Consider the following 18,762-nt stretch of genomic DNA (forward strand, 5'->3'; position numbering starts at 1 on the left):
CGAAGCTTTGAACGCGAAGCAATGCTTCGCGTGCTTCGTGCCCGCGGGCCCACCGGCCCGCCTGCACACCCTTTCGTAGGGCGCTAGTGGCGGCTTCGCGACGCAGGAAACAGCCACTGGTGCCCTATCCATGCTCTCAAGTGGGAAGGCAGCGCTGAGAGGAACTCGGATGAGCGCACGAAGTGCCGGGTCAGGTCGCGGCGAAAGGTGGGTTGACCAGAAGTTCGACGCGCTCTGCCAGGTACGTGTCGAGCGTGGCGGCCCCGTCTAGTGTCGCCCCCGGTCGCCAGCGTACGCGCAGTTCTCCGCCCCATACGCCGACGGGAAGCGCGGGATCGGCAGACAGGGTTGTACCTGCTGGAGCTGGGGTGCCAGGCCCGTCAGGCGAATCGAGCAGGGCAGGCGGGCCGGCAGCGTCGCCGGGCTGGTTATGCCGAGTGACGAGTTCCACCAACCGGATCGGCGCGGCATCGAAGTTCACTGGGGTGCCCGCCGGGTACCCGCCGTCTAGGGCTGCAGCGGCAAGCTCGCGCCGTTCCTCACGCGATGCCGACTGGTAGCCTGGGCGGCCTCGTTCTGCAGCCCGGGTCGCACGCCCAGCCGCATATAGGGTGCCGTCGGTGCCGAGCAACAGGGCACCCAGGCGCCACACCTCGCCCAGCGGGCGCATGGTCGCGGCCCGAGGGAGCACGAGCCATCGCCGCCCGGCGGGCACGAACTCCGCGAGCGCCTCTGGCTCGACCCCGGCGTCTTGCAACCTGCCGACGGCCGCACGGCAATCGCGCATCGCGCGATCCACCAGCTGTTGCCCACTCACCCCGCCAGTGTATTCGGCCCGCCGGCTGCTGCGCCCGCAATAGGGCTATTCTGACCTGATGCCCACTCCACGCTCCGCGGCGCAGGCCGCGACGCGATCTGCGACCCTCCGGGCCGTGCTGCTGGTGCTCAGCGGCTCGATCGGTATGCAGGTCGCCGCAGTGCTGGCGATCGGAGTCTTTGACACGGTCGGAGTGTTGGGCACGAGCGGACTGCGCTTCGCGATCGCCGCAGCCTTCCTCCTTGTGCTTTTCCGGCCACGGCTCACAGGTCGCACCCGCGAGGAGTGGACGGGAATCGTGATCTACGGGGCCGCGATGGCTGCGATGAACGTGTTTCTGTATCTCGCAATCGCGCGCATTCCGCTGGGCATCGCCGTCACGATCGACTTCCTGGGGCCTTGCCTGGTCGCGTTCTTCGCATCGCGGCGCTTGCGCGAAGGGCTCCTCGCGCTCGTTGCCTTCGGTGGGGTCGCGCTGATCGCGGGCCTCGGGGGGCCACTCGACCCACTCGGTCTCGTGTTCGCGGCTCTCGCAGCGGTGTGTTTCGGCCTGTACACGGTTCTGGCGGCGCGCGTCGGAAAGAGCGCGGGTGGGCTGCCGAGCGTGGCGCTCTCGGTCGCCGTGGCAGCGGTGCTCACTCTCCCGTTCTCTGTCCCGGCGATCTCCAGTGCCGGGCCAGCCGACTGGGGAGTGCTTGCGCTCTCCGCGCTCGTGGGTATGGCGCTGGCCTTCACGGTGGACACGCTCGCGGCGAAACTCACCTCCGCACGAGTGATCGGCGTGCTCTTCGCCTTCGACCCGGTGGTCGGCACGCTCGTCGGTGTGCTGTTTCTCGGACAGATCCTCACGGCCCCGGTTGTGGCGGGGATTGCGCTGGTGGTCGCTGCCGGCGCGGGAATTGTCTGGTTCGCGGGGCAGCATCAGCCGCGCCTAGACTGATGTGGTGGTAGGGAACGGGGCGATCGAAACCTTCGAGGTCGAGCGAAAGTATGCGGTGTCTTCGCGGGCTGAGCTTCCCGGCAGCCCCGCGTTCGCCGCAGTGGGCCTCCGGCTCATCGAGCCCGAGAGCTTCGCGCTCGAGGCCATCTACTTCGACACCCCCGACGCGGCGCTCGGCATACAGCGGGTCGCGGTGCGCAAACGGGTGGGTGGCAAAGACGAAGGCTGGCACATGAAGCTCAAGGGAGCGGACGGCTCGCGCGAGCTCGTATGGCCGCTGACCGAGACGATGCCCGATGGTTTGCTGCGCGAAATTGTGGATCGCATCGGCAAGCACGATGCCGATCGCCTGACTGCGGTGGCGACCATGCGCACCCTTCGCACCATCGTTCGGGTGTGGCGGGATGTGGGGGTCTTGGGTGCATCCGCACCCGCACCCACATCCGCCGCCGCTGCACCGGGGGCAAACGGCGTTGCCGGTTCCCCCGAGCAACTGGGTGAGTGGCTGATCGAGCTCGCCGACGACCGGGTTGTCGCAACGAACACACTGAGTGGGGAAGAACGTAGCTGGCGCGAGTGGGAGGCAGAGCTCGCCCCCGGGGCCTCACTCGAACTGCTCGAATTGGTCGAGCCGCTTCTCATCGGTGCCGGTGCCGAACGCGTGCGGGGCACCTCGAAGCTTCAGCGCGCGATGGGCCGCCCGAGCCACGGCGCATCTTGATGCGCGGAGTGGCCGAGCTTCCCGACGCGCGAAATCCGCGCTCATTCGCGAAAACTGACACGAATTCAGTGTTGGGTCTGCCGTCTCGCGGCCGATACGCGTAGGGTAGAAGCATGGCATCCAAAGGATCCCGAGGCTCGGGAAAGCGTGACTCAGACGACACCTCGCCCGCGGCGAGACGCAAGCAGGTGATCGTCGGCCTGATCATTGGTGCCGTCGTAGGCGTGGTGGTTGGCTATTTCACCCAGTTCTGGCTGTGGGTGCCTGCAGGGCTCGCGCTTGGGCTCGCCTCGGGTGTCATGATCAAGCCCCCAGCTGAGTAGTTCGTTTCACCTGGTCACCCCGTAAGTTCGCAGAGGAATCCATGGAATCCACGATTTTTGAGACCAACCGTCCGGCCGCGCGTATCGTCGAGGAATCCCTCGCAAATACCAAACACGCGGTGTTCTGGACTGAAGACATCGAGGCATCAGCCGCACGCTACCCGATCCTTGACGGAGATCTGAGGGCCGACGACGTAGTGGTCGGCGGCGGATACGCGGGCCTCTGGACCGCGATCAAGCTGAAGACCGAACATCCGGAACGCCGGGTCGTCTTGCTCGAGGCGAAGCGCGTGGGCTGGGCTGCCTCGGGGCGCAATGGCGGTTTTTGCGAGGCGAGCATCACACACGGCGAGCCCAACGCCGAAAGTCGATGGCCCGACGAGGTGGGCACGCTAAAGAGGCTCGGATACGAGAATCTCGATGCGATCGAGCGCTTCGTGACCGAGCACGGGCTCGATGTTGAGTTCGAGCGCACGGGGCAGCTTTCCGTCGCGAACGAGCCCTATCAAGCTGACTGGGTGACCGAAGAAGAAGCCGACGCCGACACGGTGGTACTGACCGCTGAAGAGGTCAGGCAGCGCTTGCACTCGCCCACTTTCTTGGGTGGCACTTTCCACCCCAGGGAAAACGCAAACGTGCATCCCGCAAAGCTCGCCGCGGAGTTGGCGCGCCACGCCGCGAGCATCGGGGTGGAGATCTACGAGAACAGCCGAGTGACGGGGCTGGAGGGTGACGCCGGGGCACCGATCCACCTGCAAACACCGCGTGGAACTATCACCGCCGAGCGGGCTGCGCTCTGCACGAACGTCTTTCCGTCGCTGCTCAAGCGATACGCCTTTCACACGGTTCCCGTCTACGACTACGTGCTCATGACCGAGCCGCTCACCGACGAGCAACTCGCCTCCATCGGGTGGGAGGGGCGCGAGGGAGTCGCCGACATGGCGAACCAGTTTCACTATTTCAGGCTCACCGGCGACAACCGCATCCTCTGGGGCGGGTACGACGCGGTGTACCACGTCGGCGGGCGTATCAAGGCCGAGTACGAAGACCGTATGGAAAGCCATCGGAAGCTCGCGAGTCACTTCTTCACCACGTTCCCGCAGCTCGCGGGGCTGAAGTTCTCGCACCGCTGGGCGGGCGTCATCGACACGAGTACGCGGTTCTGCGCCTTCTTTGGCCAGGCGTTTGGAGGGCGCGTGCAATACGTGGCAGGCTTCACGGGGCTCGGCGTGGGCGCCACACACTTCGCCGCGGATGTGATTGTCGACCGGCTCGAGGGGCGATCCACTGAGCGCACCGAACTGCAGATGGTGCGCGAGATGCCGCTGCCGTTCCCGCCTGAGCCGGCCGCCTCGATCGGCATCAACCTCACCCGCTGGTCGCTCGACCGAGCCGACCATAACGGTGGCAAGCGCAACGTGTTACTCAAGACGCTCGACGCGCTCGGCCTCGGGTTCGACTCTTAGGGAGGCAGGACGATGGCTGAATTGCTTCCCGAAGGGCTCAACGGTGTGGTGCACGGTCGCGGCGCGATTGTCGCGCTCACTCCCGTGCCCGCCGAAGAGGTCGATTATGGATCGCCCCGTCAGGGGTCGGTCGAGCTTGGCCGGCTGGGCAACGTGGAGACGGGCATCTGGGAACTGCGCGATGGCGCGGTGCTCGATACCGAGGTCGACGAGCTGTTCGTCGTGATCTCGGGTGGCGCTACCATCAAGCTGCTGGACGAGCACCGGAGCGTCGAGGTGAAGACGGGCGACGTGATGCGGCTCACCGCCGGCACGAAGACGCGCTGGATCGTGAAAGATCACATCCGCAAGATCTACCTCGCACTCGAATAGCCCGCACCGAAACTCAGCATGTCGCGCTCTCAGCGCGGCACCGCACAACGGTGAGTGGCGCGTGACCGTGGGTGACGGCGCGTAACGGCGCGTCGAGATTCAGCAATCCGGGGTGCAGTGCGGTGGCGTACTAGACTTCCCGATGGCGCTCGGCGCGCCCAAATGATGAGGCGCGCACAGCTATGACACGGCCGACGCGCCCCTACTTCGAGGAGAACCGATGGCATTCACATGGAAGCAGCACGGAGACGGCTCGAGCGTACAGCCCGACGCAATTGTGATGCCAGAGGAGCGACTGAGCTGGCCCAAGACCATTGGGTTCGGTGCCCAGCACGTGGTGGCGATGTTTGGTGCCACCTTCCTCGTGCCGCTCATTACGGGTTTCAGCCCCACTGCGACCCTGTTCTTCTCGGGCCTCGGCACGATCCTCTTCCTACTCATCACAGGCAACCGACTTCCCAGCTACCTCGGCTCGTCATTCGCGTTTATCGCGCCCATCGGTGTCGCCGTGGGCTCCGGTGGTGACCTGTCGCGCGCCTCGTTCGGTATCCTCGCGATCGGACTCCTCCTCGCGCTCATCGGCCTCCTGGTGCATAAGGTAGGCACCGGGTGGATCAATGCACTCATGCCCCCAGTCGTGATGGGCTCGATCGTCGCGCTCATTGGCTTCAACCTTGCCCCCGCGGTGAAGAACAACTGGACCGCTGAGGGGATCCAGGGTGTCGCCTGGCATTCTTCCGTCATCGCCCTCATCACACTCGCATCGATTATCTTGATTACGGTGCTCTTCCGTGGCCTGATCGGTCGCCTCTCGATCGTGCTCGGTGTCGTCGTCGGCTATATCGCTGCGGTGCTCTTCGGTGAGGTTGACTTCGTATCGGTGAGCAACGCCGCGTGGTTCGGCCTGCCCGAGTTCCACCTCGCAGCGAATCCGTTCGCTGACCCCACCCTGTGGGGCCTCCTGCCTGTCTTCCTGCCCGTGGTGCTCGTGCTCATCGCCGAGAACGTCGGCCACATCAAGAGCGTCGGACTCATGGTGAAGCGCGACCTCGATCCGGTGACCGGGCGGGCGCTGTTCGCCGACGGTCTCGCGACGATGTTCGCCGGCTTCGGGGGTGGATCGGGAACCACCACCTATGGCGAAAACATCGGCGTGATGGCGGCCACCCGCGTCTACTCCACCGCCGCATATTGGGTCGCAGGCATCATTGCGGTGCTGCTCAGCTTCTCGCCAAAAATCGGCGCGGTCATCAACACGATTCCCGCGGGGGTTCTCGGTGGGGTGACGGTGGTGCTCTACGGCCTCATCGGCCTGATCGGCGTGAAGATCTGGATTGACTACAAGGTCGATTTCTCGAAGCCCATCAACCAGTTCCCAGCGGCGGTGGCGCTGATCATCGGCATCGCTGATTTCTCCGTGCAGTTCGGTGCGATCGTGTTCAACGGCATCGCCCTCGGCACGATCGCTGCGATCGTCGTCTACCACCTCATGGCGCTCGTTTCACGGGCCCGCGGAACGTACGAGGTTGCTACCCCGATCGAGCCCGTTGCGGGCGAGACGAGCAAGTAGCCGCGCTCCTTCAACGCCGGAGCCATCCACCATGGATGTGGGGGCGGTTTTGCGCAGCGCAGGCGGAAAACGCCGAGCGCCTTCCGGGTAAAACTGCCGGTGACGCTTAGGGTGGCGGTGTGTGGAGTGTGGATCGGCGCCGTCGTCAGGGCGCAAACGTGAACGAGGCGGAGGCCCCAGTGGCCACCGCCGAGACTCCAATGCCTGAGGGCTCGCTCGCGCCAAAGCCGGATACCCCGCCGCAACCCGAGTCGGAGTTCCCCACCGAACCCATCCTCGCCACGCCAGCCCTCGCGGGGCCGCTCGCGGCGGTCGATGCGTTCGCCACGGAGCACGAGGACTGGCGACGGGAGCTTGCCGCCATCGGTGGGCGCAGCCCGTTGCTGCACTTTGACGATCAGCCCGCAAACCGCATCGAGCTTTCGACCACGCACCCCGGTGGGATGCCACAATTCATCACCGGCCAGAAGATCCTGCTGTCAGCGCTGATTCGCGACGACCTCGCGCTGCGATATGCGCGGGTTGCCGCGGGGCGCGTCACCGATAAGGCCGCCGAGATGCGCGCGGTGCGCGGACTCGAAACCGTGCATCTGGGTATCGGAATTGCCAAGTGGCAGTTTGAGGGCGAGGAGTACTGTGCGCCGGTGCTGCTGCGCCCGCTCGCGATTCGTCGCTACGGCCGCGACTTCGAGCTGAAGCTCAAGAAGCCACTCACCGTGAACCGCGAATTGCTGGGTGCCTTGCGCGAGCAGTTTGGGATCACCGTGAACGCGCGCACCCTGCTCGAGCTCTCCCAGTCGGAGGGCGTGTTCAAGCCCCAGCCGGTCATCGATCGCCTGCGGCAGATGGTCACCGGGGTGCCCGAGTTCGTGGTGCAACCGCGGCTCGTCGCTTCCTCGTTCGCCGACGTGTCACGGCACATGGTGAGCGACGCGAAGAACCTCGAATCACCGGTCTTGCAGGCTATCTGCGGCAGCGAGGTGGCCAAGCAGCAACTGGTCGACGCGTACCGCCCGGTCTCGCCGACCTGGCCGAACGATCGCGCCCCGGAGACTGACCGACACCTCTACGACGCTGATGCCGAGCAGAACGATGTGCTCGCGCAGATTGGCGCAGGGCACTCGTTGGTGGTGCGCACCCTGCCCGGAACCGGGGGCACACAGACCGTGGTGAACGCCATCGGAGAGCTCGTGCGCGCCGGCAAACGCGTGCTCGTAGTGTCGCCGCGCCGATCCACACTCGATGGCATTGGACACCGGCTCTCGCGAGCCGGCCTGTCGGGGCTCGCGGTGACGCCGCGACTGCTGCGCCGCAACCTCGTCGAGGCGATCAGCCGCAACGAGTCCGCGCGGAGCGAGCCGCTGCGCGACGTTGACGACGCACTGGTGCGGCTGCGCGGGGTGCTGCTCGACTATCAGGATGCGCTGACCGCGCGAGACCAGCGCTTCGGTGCGTCGCCGATAGATGCGCTGCGCGAACTGACGCGGCTGGCACTGCTCCCGACCCCGCCGAGTACAACGGTGCGGCTGAACGATGAGGCTCTCGGTCACCTCACGCTTGATCGCAGTTCGATTGCAGAAGACATCACCGAGGCCGCCCGCCTCGGCCAGTTTCAGTATGGGCCTGAGGATTCGCCTTGGTACGGCGTGAGCTTCGCGACGACCGAGGCGGCGCGATCCGCATATTCACTCGCGGTGGATCTCGCCGAGTCTGAACTCCCGCGACTCATTTCTCTCGCCAATGAGGTCGTCGAACAGACGACGCTCCGGCCGTACGAGACGATCGCCGAACTGGGTGTCTACTTGCGCCTCCTCATGGGCATCCGTGAGACCCTCGACCGGTTCACCCCCGAGGTCTACGATCGCTCACTCACCGAGGTCATCGCGGCCCACGCCCCGCGCGGCGAAGAGATGTCGAAGGCGAATAAGCGGCGTTTGCGCAAACTTGCGCGCGAATACGTGCGGCCCGGTGTGCACATCACCGACATGTACGCGCGGCTCGTGCAGATTCAGCAGCAGCGGGTGCTGTGGCAGCGCTACAGCACCGTTGTGGGTGCGCGTCCCGAGGTTCCGGTGGGCATCGCCGATGTGGCCACGGCGTATCAGGCGGCCTACCAAGATCTCGATGAGCTTGACCGGGTGCTGGGCAACGAGCACGACAGCGACCGCCTCCGGAACCTGCCGTTGACCACCCTCGCCCGGCGCACGACCGACCTCGCCCGCGAGAGCGAGGTGCTGCACAACATTCAGGAGCGAACCGCGATTGTGGAGCGGTTGCGGGCCGCGCAACTCGAGCCCCTGATCGATGATCTGTCGGCTCGGCACGTGCCCGCGAGCAATGTCGCGGCAGAACTTGAGCAGGCCTGGTGGCAGTCCGCGCTCGAGCGAATGCTGCAGACCAACGAGGCGCTGCTCAGTGCAAATACCGGAGTGATCGAGCGACTCGAGGCTGATTTCCGTCTCGTGGACGACGCGCACGCGAGCGCGAACGGCCCGCAGCTTGCGGTGAAGCTCGCCGACGCGTGGCGCATCGCCGTGGTTGACGCTCGCACCGAGGCGCTCGCGCTTCGCGAGCAGTTGCGCAGCGGCGACGTGTCTTTGCACTCGCTCGCACAGCACGCTCCCACGCTGATGGGCGCGCTCGCTCCGGTGTGGGTGTTGTCGCCCTACGAGGTTGCCCAGCTGCCGGCGGAGTTGCGTTTCGACACGACCCTTCTCGTCGATGCCGGGGCGACCACCCTGGTCGAGAACGTCGGCGCGATCAAGCGCGCGGCCCAGGTGGTTGCCTTTGGCGACGGGGTCACCCAGTCTCCCTCACCGTTCGAAATCGCCGTGCGAACCCCCGCAGCAGATGGCGATACCGACGTGCCAACAGTGGATCTGGAGGCCCTGCACAAGCAGTCGACCTTCGCCCAGCTGCGAGCCGTACTGCCCGAGCTCGCCCTTACGCGCAGCTACCGCGCGGGAGGCGAAGACCTCACGAGTCTCGTCAACACTCGGTTCTACGACGGGGAGATCGAGTCGCTGCCGTGGGCGGGTACCTTCCTGGGCCACTCCAGCATCACCCTTGAATTCGTGAGCGCCGGGCACGGGCTTCCCGACCCGCAGACCGGCGCGGTCGAGAGCACCGACGCCGAGGTTGAGCGCGTCGTGCAACTCGTGCTCGAGCACGCAAGCGTGCGGCCGCGCGAGTCGCTCATGGTCATTACCGCGAGCGACCGGCACGCGGTGCGGGTGTACCAGGCCGTCCTCCACGCCTTCTCGAAGCTTCCGCAGTATCGCGAGTTCTTGCTGGGGGAGCGGGCCGAACCGTTCGCCGTGCTCACGCTCGAACAGGCGATGGCGCAGAGCCGTGACCGGGTGATCTTCTCCATTGGTTACGGTCGCACCCCGCACGGGCGGGTGCTCTCGAACTTCGGTGCGCTGGGGCGCCCGGGCGGCGAACGGCTCGTGGCCGTCGCCATGACGCGCGCGCGCCGAGCCATGACCATCGTGAGCTGCTTCCGGCCCGCTGACCTCGACTCCGCGCGGATCAAGCACGGAGTGGTGGAGCTTGCCGAATTGCTGGCGCTCGAGCACCCCGTGGCCGAACCGGCAACGCTTCCCGCCGAGCGCGACCCGATGCTCGGCGAGCTCGCCGACCGGCTTGAGAAGCTCGGACTTTCTGTCGAACTCGACTACCGCGGGGTGATTCCGCTGGCGGCCTCGCTCGGCGAACGTGCGATCGCGATCGATCTCGACTTCACGGGCAGCGAGCAGAGCCTGCGCGACGCGCTGCGGCTTCGCCCGTCGGTGCTGCGTCGTCTCGGCTGGCACTACCACCGGGTGCACAGCTTCGATCTCTTCGCTGACCCCGAGCGGGTGGCGCTGCGGGTCGCGGGTATTCTCGGCTACGACGCCGAGGTTGAGGCCGCCGCTGACGTGCAAGGAAACGGTTCTGCGCCTGCCCCCAACGCAAAGGCTGCTTCCGACTTCGCTGGCGAGAGGCAGGCTGCGCAACCCGTGGATCGAGACGGGCAATTCCAGGCCCCGGGCGACGCATCCGGGTTCTGATGCCCGATCCACAATTCGACAGGTCAGAATCTGCGGGTTCACGCGACGAGCACCCGCAGAAATTGACCCCTCGGCGGGATGCCACGGGACGTAGATCCCGACGTGCGACGCTCCCGGCGCCGGTGGGGAGTGATCCCGCGCCCTACGATCCGCCCGCAGCAGACCGGCCCGAGACGGAAAACGACGCGCGCCTGCGAGAAGACAAGCCGCCACACTGGGGCTAGTTTCGCCTGCTGATCAGGGTGGTTTTGCAGGTCATGCTGGTCAGGCTGGTTTGGCAGGTCAGGCTGGTTTGGCAGGTCAGGCTGGTCTCGCAGGTCATGCCGTGCGTAGCGGCACCGCGATTCCGAAGCGAGATAGGGCGTGAGTGGCTGCTTCCCAGCCTAGGAAGCAGCCGCCCACGCCCACTCAAAACGAGACCGGCGCAGAATGCGAGAACCCGACCCTCGGAACCGAAAACCTAGGCGCGGGGACGCTCGTTCTGCGCGCGCAGGAGGTCGCGGATCTCGGTCAGCAGCTCCTGCTCGTTCGGCGGCGCGTCAGGCTCGGCGCCGGCCTGCTTGCGCTCGCGCATGGTGTTGATTGGCAGCACGAACACGAAGTACACGACCGCCGCGACAATGACGAAATTCAGCAGGGCCCCGATGACCGCGCCGAAGGCGATGGCGCCACCGCCGGGAAGCCCAACCATGAGCGCGGTGTCCAGAGAGTCAGCCTGGAAAAACATGCCGATAATCGGTGTGAACAGCGCCTCAACAACCTTGGCAATCACCGCGTTGAAGGCGGCACCAATGACCACCGCGACCGCGAGATCAATGACGTTGCCGCGCATGATGAAATCACGAAAACCCTTGAGCATGATGCTCTCCTCTCTATGGGTGTGAGAGGTAGCCTACGCGGCGGAGGAAGCGCTTGTGCTTGTTGACGCGCCGGAGCCGCCAGAGCCGCCGGGGGTGCTTGATCCACCGGACTTGCTCGATCCGGAGGATTCAGATGAACTCGATGAACTTCCGGAGGCAGCGCCTGCTCCGCTCCCTGCGCGGGAATCTGTGCGGTAGAAGCCCGAGCCATTGAACGTCACTCCGAGCTTGCCGAACACCTTGCGCAGCTTCCCGCCGCACTCGGGGCAGTCGGTCAGCGTGTCGTCGGAGAACGCCTGGTAGATGTCAAAAGCGTGATCGCAATCACTGCAGCGGTAGGCATAGGTAGGCACAGCTACTCAGTCTACCCGTTGAGTTGTGGATCTCCCTGGCCGAACAGCACCGTGCGCTCGGGAGTGACGACTCCGTTCACGGGCACATCGTGCGCCTCGCACGGGAGCTCCGCCAGAAACTCGGATTCGTGGACGATTGCGAAGACCGGCGGGCGCCTCCGCAGGGTGCTCAGGTTGCGGTCAAAGTAGCCTTTGCCCCAGCCCAGGCGCACCCCGCGTTGATCCACCGCGCACGCGGGAATGAGCATGAGGTCGACTTCGCTCACCGCAAGCGGGCTGAGGTGTTCGCCAAGCGGTTCTGGGATCCCAAATGCTCCCGAGACGGTGCCATCCGCAAGGGGGCGAATCCAATCGAGCAGGCCATCTTCTCTTGCCGAGGGCAAGAGCACATCAATGTCGTGCGCGCGGGCCCAAGTGAGGAAGACGGTGGTGTCGGGTTCGCCGAGAACCGGGAGATAACAGGAAACCGAGCGAGCATCGAGGCGCGTCACCAGTGCCACAAGTTGCTCGGTGAGGGCGGTCGCTGCGACCTGCCGATCGCCGACGCTGCGGGCCATGCGTTCAGCACGAACCAGTTGGCGGATCCGCCGCTTTTCACTCTCGATTCGTGAGTCCTCCATACTCGCAAGTCTACGGGCAGGCTAGTCTATTGCTATGAGCATTGCGCCCGAATCGACTGGCAGATCTGTGACGAAAGCCGTGATTCCCGCGGCTGGCCTGGGTACTCGGTTTTTGCCCGCGACGAAGGCGATGCCTAAGGAGATGCTTCCCATCGTCGACAAGCCGGCGATTCAGTACGTTGTCGAGGAAGCTGCGAACGCTGGCATGCGTGACGTGCTGATTGTCACCGGCCGCAACAAAGACAACCTCTCGAACCATTTCGATAGCGTTCCGGAGCTTGAGGCGACCCTGCAACGCAAGGGCGACACCGATCGGCTCGATCGAGTGCACGCCTCGAGCGAGCTTGCCGAGGTGCATTTCTTGCGACAAGGGCAGCCACTGGGACTCGGCCACGCGGTGGGGCGCGCGCGTATGCATGTGGGCAACGAATCGTTCGCCGTGCTGCTCGGTGACGACCTGATCGACGAGCGCGATCCGCTGCTCACCCGAATGATCGAGGTGCATGATCAGCGAGAGGCGACCGTGGTCGCACTGATGGAGGTGCCGGAAGAGCTCATTCATCTCTACGGCTGCGCCGCTGTGAACGCGACCGCTGACCCTGACGTGGTCGAGGTTACCGCGCTCGTGGAGAAGCCCAGCCCGGCAGAGGCTCCATCGAATCTTGCAGTGATCGGCCGTTATGTACTGCGGCCGGAGATCTTTGACGTGATTGATCGGCTGGAACCGGGTCGCGGTGGCGAGTATCAGCTCACGGACGCGTTGAACGTGCTCGCGACTGGCGACGGGGATCGACCGGTGTATGGGGTGGTCTTTCGTGGGCGCCGATACGACACCGGCGATCGGGCGAGCTGGATTAAAGCAAACCTGCTGTTGGGCGTCGATAATGAGGAACTCGGCGCAGAGCTCAGCGACTGGGTCATCGAACTCGCAGAACAGTTGCGCGCTCGCCGCAGCGACTGAGCCATACGCTGATCGCATGAGCCCACTGCCGCACCCGATCGAGGCGCCCGCGCCCATGACGGCGGGGCGGATCGGCCTGCGCCTGATCCACCGTCGCGATGCGGCGGTGCTTGAGCGGCTGCTGAAGGAGAACCGGGCGTGGCTCGAGCCCTGGGAAGCGACCTACCCCGGCGGTGGGGGAACGGTGCCGGGTTCGGTCTCGATGCGGCCGACGATCCAGATCCTCAGGCGGCAGTTGCGAATGGGCGTCGGCATCACGTTTGTGGTCACGTTCGACGGTCTCGTCGTGGGTCAACTGAGCGTCTCTGAAATTAGCGGCGGTGCCATGCGATCTGCCCAGATCGGCTATTGGGTGTCCCGACACGTGGCAGGGCAAGGCATTACCCCCGTGGCGGTCGCGCTCGCGATCGACTACCTCTTTCACCACCTGCGCCTGCATCGGGTTGAAATCTGTATTCGACCCGAGAACGCAGCGTCTCTGCGGGTGGTGGCGAAGCTCGGTCTGCGACACGAGGGCGAAAGGCAGCGATACATCCACATCGCTGGTGACTGGCGAGACCACTCGTGTTTTGCGGTCACTCGGGAGGAAGTGCCGCTGGGGATGCTCACGCGACTCGGCGCGGCAACCCCATAGAGTGCCTACGAAACCGTACAGTGACCCCTATGACAGGCGGCATATTCGGTGGCGGAGTGATCTTCGTGGTGGCAGCCCTGTTGTGGGCGGCCGTCCTGGTTCCGAGCTGGGTGCGCAGGCGCGAGTTTCGCGCGGCTGAACGCAATGCCATCAGGCTCCAGCGAACGCTGCGGGTGCTGGCCGAGACCGCCGAGGTGCCGACCGAAGTGCGTGTCGAAGCGACAGCGCGGGAAGCACTCGCACGCGAGAAGCTCCTGCGTACCGCGCAGCGGCAGCAGGAGGCTGAGCGAAAGGCCCAGCTGTCAGAGGCACGCGCCGCGCAGGTGCGAGCCGAGATTCGCGCCCAGCAAATGAAGCGCAAGCAGGCCGCTGTGAGTCGCGCAGCTCGATTGCGCAGGCCACTCGTACGCCGCGTTCGTGCGTTTGCCGCGTTGGCGGCGTTACTCGCGCTAGTTGGCGTGCTGATTGGAGCGGGAGTCGCGCTGGCAGGCCAGGGGACGGCGCTCGTGCTTGCCTCCGCGTCTGTCGTCGCCGCCGCTATGGGCGCGCTCGTGTTACTCGCCCCTGGGCGGGTCAGAGTCGCTGAGATTCCTGCTGAGCAGGCCGTGGTTGCGGCGGTGGAGGTGCAGGCCCCGCCGGTCGCAGTCTCGGATCCGCGGGGGGAGTCGGCCGCCGCTGCCGCACACGCTGCCGCGCAGGCCGCGGCTCGGGCACGCAGCGAGCATGCCCGCGCGATGGCGCGTGCGCGTGCAGAGAGGCCACCGGCGCGCCAGAACCAGCCGAATTCGATACTGCTCGAGCACGTACTCGAGCAGGCCCGGGTGGATCGCGCCAGTGCCGAAGCAACCTCGGTCGCCGGCGCGCCGACTGCTCAGTCTGCGGTATCCGAGACCGAGTCCGCTCCTGTTGTGTCGTCCACGAATGCGGCGCAGTCCGAATCCCCAGCCGCTGCCGTCGCCCAGGCGCGCTCTCAGCAGATCGCGACCGCGGAGCGACTGCGACAAATGGGCATGGTGGGTGACACGAGCGAGGGCATGCTCGATCTGGACGCGGTGCTGCGCGCGCGGCGCAACGCAAGCTAACAGCGATTCCGTATCGATTTCGCCAACTTTCCAACGCAGACTCTCGCCGAGCCTGGAGGAAAGTGCCATGATAAACACATGACAAACCCACCTTCAGATTTTCCGGCTTCACCGTCGCAGCCTGATGCAGGCGGACCCGCAGGCGTTCCGCAGCCACAGAATCCGCAGCCCCCGGTGTATCCCCAGGCCCCGCAACAGCCACCGACCTACTCGCAGCCGTCGGTGCCACAGGCCCCGGCCTACCCGCCCGCAGGCGGCCCCCCGCAAGCTCCGCAGTATGCGCAGGGGCAGCAATACCCACAGCAACCCCAGGGCCCAGTGAGGCCGAAGGGTCTTGCCATCACGGCGCTCATCCTCGGAATCGCAGCGCTTGTCTTTGCGTGGGTGCCGTTCCTCGGTTTCATCCTGGGTGCGGTAGGTGTGATTCTCGGCATCATGGCACTGGTGAAGAAACAGCCCAAGGGATTGGGCTTGACCGGCCTCATTCTGTCTGCTGTGGCAGTCATTGCCGGATTGGTAGTAACGATCATTGCCGCGGTCGCACTCTTCTCGTTTGGAGCGGCCATCGAGGAACTGGAGACTTCCCCGACGCAAACCCAATCTCCGAGCACGCCCAGCGAGTCCACGCCAGAGACCGAGCCTGATTCCCCGGCGATGGAGGACTTCCCTGAGGTGAGCGCGGCGGAGTTGGCAGAGATTGTGAGTGATCCTGACGCCTGGGCAGGCACTGACCTCACGCTGTTCGGCACGGTTGTTCAGTTCGACGAGGGAACAGGGTTGTGCAGCATTCGACTCTTCACTGGCCACGCCGCGCAGTCAGACCCAGAGCTCTACGAACACAACACTCTCGCCTACGCCGGCGACTGGGAGAGTGACTGCCCCGTGCTCGATCCGGTCTATGTTGACGACAACGTGGCGATGGCAGTGACGGTTCTCGGCGAGGAAGTCTACGAAACCTCTGCGGGTGAGTCGATTTCTGCCCTGCAGGTTGAGTTGTGGGCCGTGGAAGTACTCTAATTTCGCGCGGTGACGGGCGCGCTGTTAAGCTGATTGAGTTATCGGGTCTTTAGCTCAGTTGGTAGAGCGCTTCGTTCGCAATGAAGAGGTCAGCGGTTCGATTCCGCTAAGATCCACGGCGAACATAGGGCCCCGCAAATGCGGGGCCCTATGCGTGTGTCCGAGCAGGGAAACGTACCGATCCGCTCCCAAGGTGCTCCCATGCTCGCGGGCTACACTCCCTGCTATGGACAACTGGTGGGTGAACGCACTCTGGTCGATAACTCCGACTGTGCTGATCGGTGTGTTCTTTGCGGTTATTTTGCGACTCATTCTTCGCGCAGACCGAAATGAGCGACGCATTTACCGCGAGATGGAGGCACAAGAGCGCGAGCGACTCGGGCTGCCGCAACGCACAGCCCCTCCCGGCACCGACTCCTGATTCACGAACCCACTAGAGTAACCTCAGGCAGGTTACCCGGGTGGAGGTGTCGATGCACTCGACAATGAGTTTTTTCGGCGCGTTTCTGACTGAGGCCTCTGATTCCGTTGGATATTGGGAAGGTATCAACTGGCCCTGGGCGTGGACCATCTTCGTGCTCATCGTCGACAACGTTATTCGCGTTGTTGCCGTCTTTGTGGTTCCCCGCAACCGTCGCCCAACCGCAGGCATGGCTTGGCTTATGGCGATCTTCTTCTTGCCGGTTCCCGGGCTCCTGCTGTTCCTCTTGATCGGTGGAAACAGGCTTCCGCGGAAGCGACGCAAGATGCAGGAAGCCACGAACCGACTCGTGAGCGGCCTCACCGAGCAAGAAGGCTTCACGTTGGGTACCTCGCTTCCCGAACTGCCTGCCGGCCTGCGCAACGCGGTCATGCTTGGCCGTTCTCTCGGGGCTCAGCCGATGGTTCGCGGCAATACCGCCTCAATCAGCATCGACTATGAAGGTTCGCTTGCCCAGATGGCAGAAGCGATTCGCGAGTCTAAGTCTTACGTGCACATTGAGTTCTATATTTTGGTGCTTGATGACGCAACCCGCGACGTATTCGAAGCGATGCGTGAAGCAGTTGATCGAGGCGTGATTGTTCGCGTGCTGCTTGATCATGTCTCCGCGGTGCGGAATCCCGGATACAAACGCACCGCGAAGTTCCTCGACGAGATCGGGGCACAATGGACATACATGTTGCCGGTACGCCCGTGGCGCGGGCAATGGCAGCGGCCCGACCTGCGCAACCATAGGAAGCTTCTCGTTGTCGACGGCAGGGTCGGATTCATGGGCTCGCAGAACCTCGTCGATTCGAGCTACAACAAACCATCCAATCGTCGGCGCGGACTGCATTGGAAAGACCTTATGGTGCGCCTGGAAGGCCCGGTTGTGCTCGGGCTTGAGGCGGTGTTTCTCGGCGACTGGTACCTCGAGACAGGCGAGTCCCTCACCGACTACTTGAAGTCAGAGGCATCGTTGCAGACCCCCGGAACGCTTGATTGTCAGATCCTGCCGAGTGGACCCGGGTACGGCAGCGAGAATAACCTGCAGGTGTTCACCTCGCTGATGTACACCGCGGCCAGGCGGCTCAGCATCACCAGCCCGTATTTCGTTCCTGACGGGTCCATCATGCACGCACTCCGCGCGGCCACAGCCCGCGGGGTTGAGGTCGAGCTTTTCGTATCAGAGACGGGCGACCAGCCGGTCGTCTACCACGCACAACGCTCGTACTACGAGGAGCTCCTGCGGGCCGGCGTGCGCATCTTTATGTTCCGGCCGCCCTATATCTTGCACTCGAAACACTTCACGATTGACGATTCGGTCGCGGTGGTCGGTTCTTCGAACATGGATCAGCGATCCTTCAACCTCAACATGGAGGTCTCGATGGTCGTGAACGGCGAGGAGTTTGTGCGAGAACTCGACAAAGTGGTCGCCTACTATCACGAGAACTCTCGGGAGCTCACGCTTGAAGAATGGGAGAGGCAGTCGTTGCCCTCGCAGATGCTGGACGGGCTCGCACGGCTGACTTCGGCGCTGCAGTGATGCTTAGGGTGTGAGCGTGAGGAGGTCGCCTACCTCGCACCCGAGCGCCTCGCAAATCGCGGTGAGGGTTGAGAAGCGGATCGCGCGTGCCCGGTCATTCTTGAGCACCGACAGGTTCACGACGCTGACCCCGACGGCATCGCTGAGCTGAGTCAGGGTCATGCCGCGAGAGGTAAGGAGCTCATCGAGGCGGCAGTGGATCCGGTGCCCGGCCTCGGGCGTTGCGGGGCTCACACGAGCCCCTCGGTCTCGCGGCGGAGTCGATCGCCGACGCTGAACGCGGTGATCGCGATGGACGCGGCGAATGCGCCCATGAAGTAGGGGAGCGGCTCAACAGCGAGCACGAAGGTGTTCTCAAAGCTGCGGTCGGACAGGAGTGCAATCGCTCCGTTCGCCACCATATTGCCGAAGAACGGCACGAGGGCGGCGCCGGCGAGGGCAGTGATCGCGGCAGTCGCGACCCAGCGCGTCTGGGATTGGCTGAAGATCACTCCACGGAGAATGTTGCGAGCCACGCAAATGAGGCACACGACGACGGTGGTGACCGTCACGAGGAGCACTGTAGCTTCGAGCAGGCCGGCGCCGAGCGAGGCGATCGGTAGTTCGGGGGCGAGGACGATGGCTCGATCCAATTGCACCGAGACCGCCGCGCCAGCAGGCCCCATGGGTACCTCGGCGGCGGTGTCTACAAACTGAGCGGCGACTTCCACTGGCCCGGTGCCGAGCAGCTCCACCCAGCGCTGCACGACGCCGTATGCGGTCACTGCGACGATCGCGACCCCGATGAGCATGAACAGGACGATGCCGGCGCGGTCGCCACGCGACGGCCGATCCACTCGGGTATCTGCCGACTGCCCGCGATTCGGGGTGGAGCTGTGGATATTGTCGGTCACGGCGTATCCCTTTCTGAGCGTTCAATTGCTTGAACTTATCGTTTGTCGTTGGTATCGCTTATCGATATGTTTACA

At 64.6% G+C, this 18,762-nt stretch carries 19 protein-coding genes and 1 tRNA gene; 14 read left to right on the plus strand and 6 right to left on the minus strand.

What is annotated here, in order from left to right:
* Positions 1-190: 190 nt before the first annotated feature.
* Positions 191-817, minus strand: coding sequence for a hypothetical protein (locus tag ACTNFK_RS02580; protein ID WP_435936091.1), 627 nt, complete (start codon positions 815-817; stop codon positions 191-193).
* A 58-nt stretch (positions 818-875) separates the two neighbouring features.
* Here ACTNFK_RS02580 and ACTNFK_RS02585 point away from each other — a divergent pair, with 58 nt between their 5' ends.
* The 7 genes from ACTNFK_RS02585 (at position 876) to ACTNFK_RS02615 (ending at position 10,261) form a co-directional block, all read left to right on the plus strand.
* Positions 876-1,757, plus strand: coding sequence for an EamA family transporter (locus ACTNFK_RS02585; RefSeq protein ID WP_435936092.1), 882 nt, complete (start codon positions 876-878; stop codon positions 1,755-1,757).
* Between the two features lie 4 nt (positions 1,758-1,761).
* Positions 1,762-2,478 (plus strand): CYTH domain-containing protein, encoded by a 717-nt coding sequence (locus tag ACTNFK_RS02590; RefSeq protein ID WP_435936093.1) that lies wholly within the window; start codon positions 1,762-1,764, stop codon positions 2,476-2,478.
* A 113-nt stretch (positions 2,479-2,591) separates the two neighbouring features.
* Positions 2,592-2,801 carry an HPP family protein gene (locus ACTNFK_RS02595; protein ID WP_435936094.1) on the plus strand — a complete coding sequence of 70 codons (210 nt, stop codon included), beginning with the start codon at positions 2,592-2,594 and terminating at the stop codon, positions 2,799-2,801.
* A gap of 41 nt (positions 2,802-2,842) precedes the next feature.
* The gene (locus ACTNFK_RS02600; protein ID WP_435936095.1) at positions 2,843-4,267 is read left to right on the plus strand and encodes an NAD(P)/FAD-dependent oxidoreductase; all 1,425 of its coding nucleotides are present in this window, start codon (positions 2,843-2,845) and stop codon (positions 4,265-4,267) included.
* Positions 4,268-4,279: 12 nt separating this feature from the next.
* On the plus strand, positions 4,280-4,639 hold the full coding sequence (locus tag ACTNFK_RS02605; protein WP_435936096.1) for a cupin domain-containing protein: 360 nt from the start codon (positions 4,280-4,282) through the stop codon (positions 4,637-4,639).
* 220 nt (positions 4,640-4,859) lie between these two features.
* Entirely contained in the window at positions 4,860-6,209 is a 1,350-nt protein-coding gene (locus tag ACTNFK_RS02610; protein WP_435936097.1) for a uracil-xanthine permease family protein, read from the plus strand.
* Between the two features lie 128 nt (positions 6,210-6,337).
* A complete protein-coding gene (locus tag ACTNFK_RS02615; protein WP_445117189.1) occupies positions 6,338-10,261 on the plus strand; it encodes an AAA family ATPase in 3,924 nt (1,307 codons plus the stop codon).
* Between the two features lie 460 nt (positions 10,262-10,721).
* On the opposite strand, the gene mscL is transcribed toward ACTNFK_RS02615, so the two are convergent.
* Genes mscL through ACTNFK_RS02630 form a run of 3 tightly spaced genes read right to left on the minus strand, consistent with a single transcriptional unit; the run spans position 10,722 to position 12,094 of the window.
* Positions 10,722-11,120, minus strand: a complete 399-nt coding sequence (mscL, locus tag ACTNFK_RS02620) for a large conductance mechanosensitive channel protein MscL (RefSeq protein ID WP_433645670.1) — start codon at positions 11,118-11,120, stop codon at positions 10,722-10,724.
* Between the two features lie 33 nt (positions 11,121-11,153).
* Positions 11,154-11,474 carry an FmdB family zinc ribbon protein gene (locus tag ACTNFK_RS02625; protein WP_433645669.1) on the minus strand — a complete coding sequence of 107 codons (321 nt, stop codon included), beginning with the start codon at positions 11,472-11,474 and terminating at the stop codon, positions 11,154-11,156.
* 11 nt (positions 11,475-11,485) lie between these two features.
* A complete protein-coding gene (locus tag ACTNFK_RS02630) occupies positions 11,486-12,094 on the minus strand; it encodes a 5-formyltetrahydrofolate cyclo-ligase (protein ID WP_435936098.1) in 609 nt (202 codons plus the stop codon).
* A gap of 34 nt (positions 12,095-12,128) precedes the next feature.
* Between ACTNFK_RS02630 and ACTNFK_RS02635 the strand changes: the two genes are divergently transcribed.
* The 7 genes from ACTNFK_RS02635 (at position 12,129) to cls (ending at position 17,794) form a co-directional block, all read left to right on the plus strand.
* On the plus strand, positions 12,129-13,055 hold the full coding sequence (locus tag ACTNFK_RS02635; protein WP_435936099.1) for a UTP--glucose-1-phosphate uridylyltransferase: 927 nt from the start codon (positions 12,129-12,131) through the stop codon (positions 13,053-13,055).
* A gap of 16 nt (positions 13,056-13,071) precedes the next feature.
* Positions 13,072-13,689, plus strand: a complete 618-nt coding sequence (locus ACTNFK_RS02640) for a GNAT family N-acetyltransferase (protein ID WP_435936100.1) — start codon at positions 13,072-13,074, stop codon at positions 13,687-13,689.
* Positions 13,690-13,718: 29 nt separating this feature from the next.
* Positions 13,719-14,771, plus strand: coding sequence for a hypothetical protein (locus ACTNFK_RS02645; RefSeq protein WP_435936101.1), 1,053 nt, complete (start codon positions 13,719-13,721; stop codon positions 14,769-14,771).
* Between the two features lie 78 nt (positions 14,772-14,849).
* Entirely contained in the window at positions 14,850-15,788 is a 939-nt protein-coding gene (locus tag ACTNFK_RS02650; RefSeq protein WP_435936102.1) for a hypothetical protein, read from the plus strand.
* A gap of 43 nt (positions 15,789-15,831) precedes the next feature.
* Positions 15,832-15,904, plus strand: a tRNA-Ala gene (locus ACTNFK_RS02655).
* Positions 15,905-16,014: 110 nt separating this feature from the next.
* Entirely contained in the window at positions 16,015-16,209 is a 195-nt protein-coding gene (locus ACTNFK_RS02660; protein ID WP_433645663.1) for a hypothetical protein, read from the plus strand.
* A gap of 64 nt (positions 16,210-16,273) precedes the next feature.
* Complete coding sequence (cls, locus tag ACTNFK_RS02665) at positions 16,274-17,794, plus strand: cardiolipin synthase (RefSeq protein ID WP_435936103.1); 1,521 nt, start codon at positions 16,274-16,276, stop codon at positions 17,792-17,794.
* A 3-nt stretch (positions 17,795-17,797) separates the two neighbouring features.
* Here the strand turns inward: cls and ACTNFK_RS02670 are convergent, their stop codons facing one another.
* A complete protein-coding gene (locus ACTNFK_RS02670; protein ID WP_435936104.1) occupies positions 17,798-18,028 on the minus strand; it encodes a helix-turn-helix domain-containing protein in 231 nt (76 codons plus the stop codon).
* Positions 18,025-18,687: a hypothetical protein gene (locus ACTNFK_RS02675; RefSeq protein WP_435936105.1), complete on the minus strand. Its 663-nt coding sequence runs from the start codon at positions 18,685-18,687 to the stop codon at positions 18,025-18,027. Before ACTNFK_RS02675 ends, ACTNFK_RS02670 begins: the two co-directional genes overlap by 4 nt.
* Positions 18,688-18,762: the final 75 nt, after the last annotated feature.

This window comes from Leucobacter fengyongliangi, assembly GCF_052386045.1.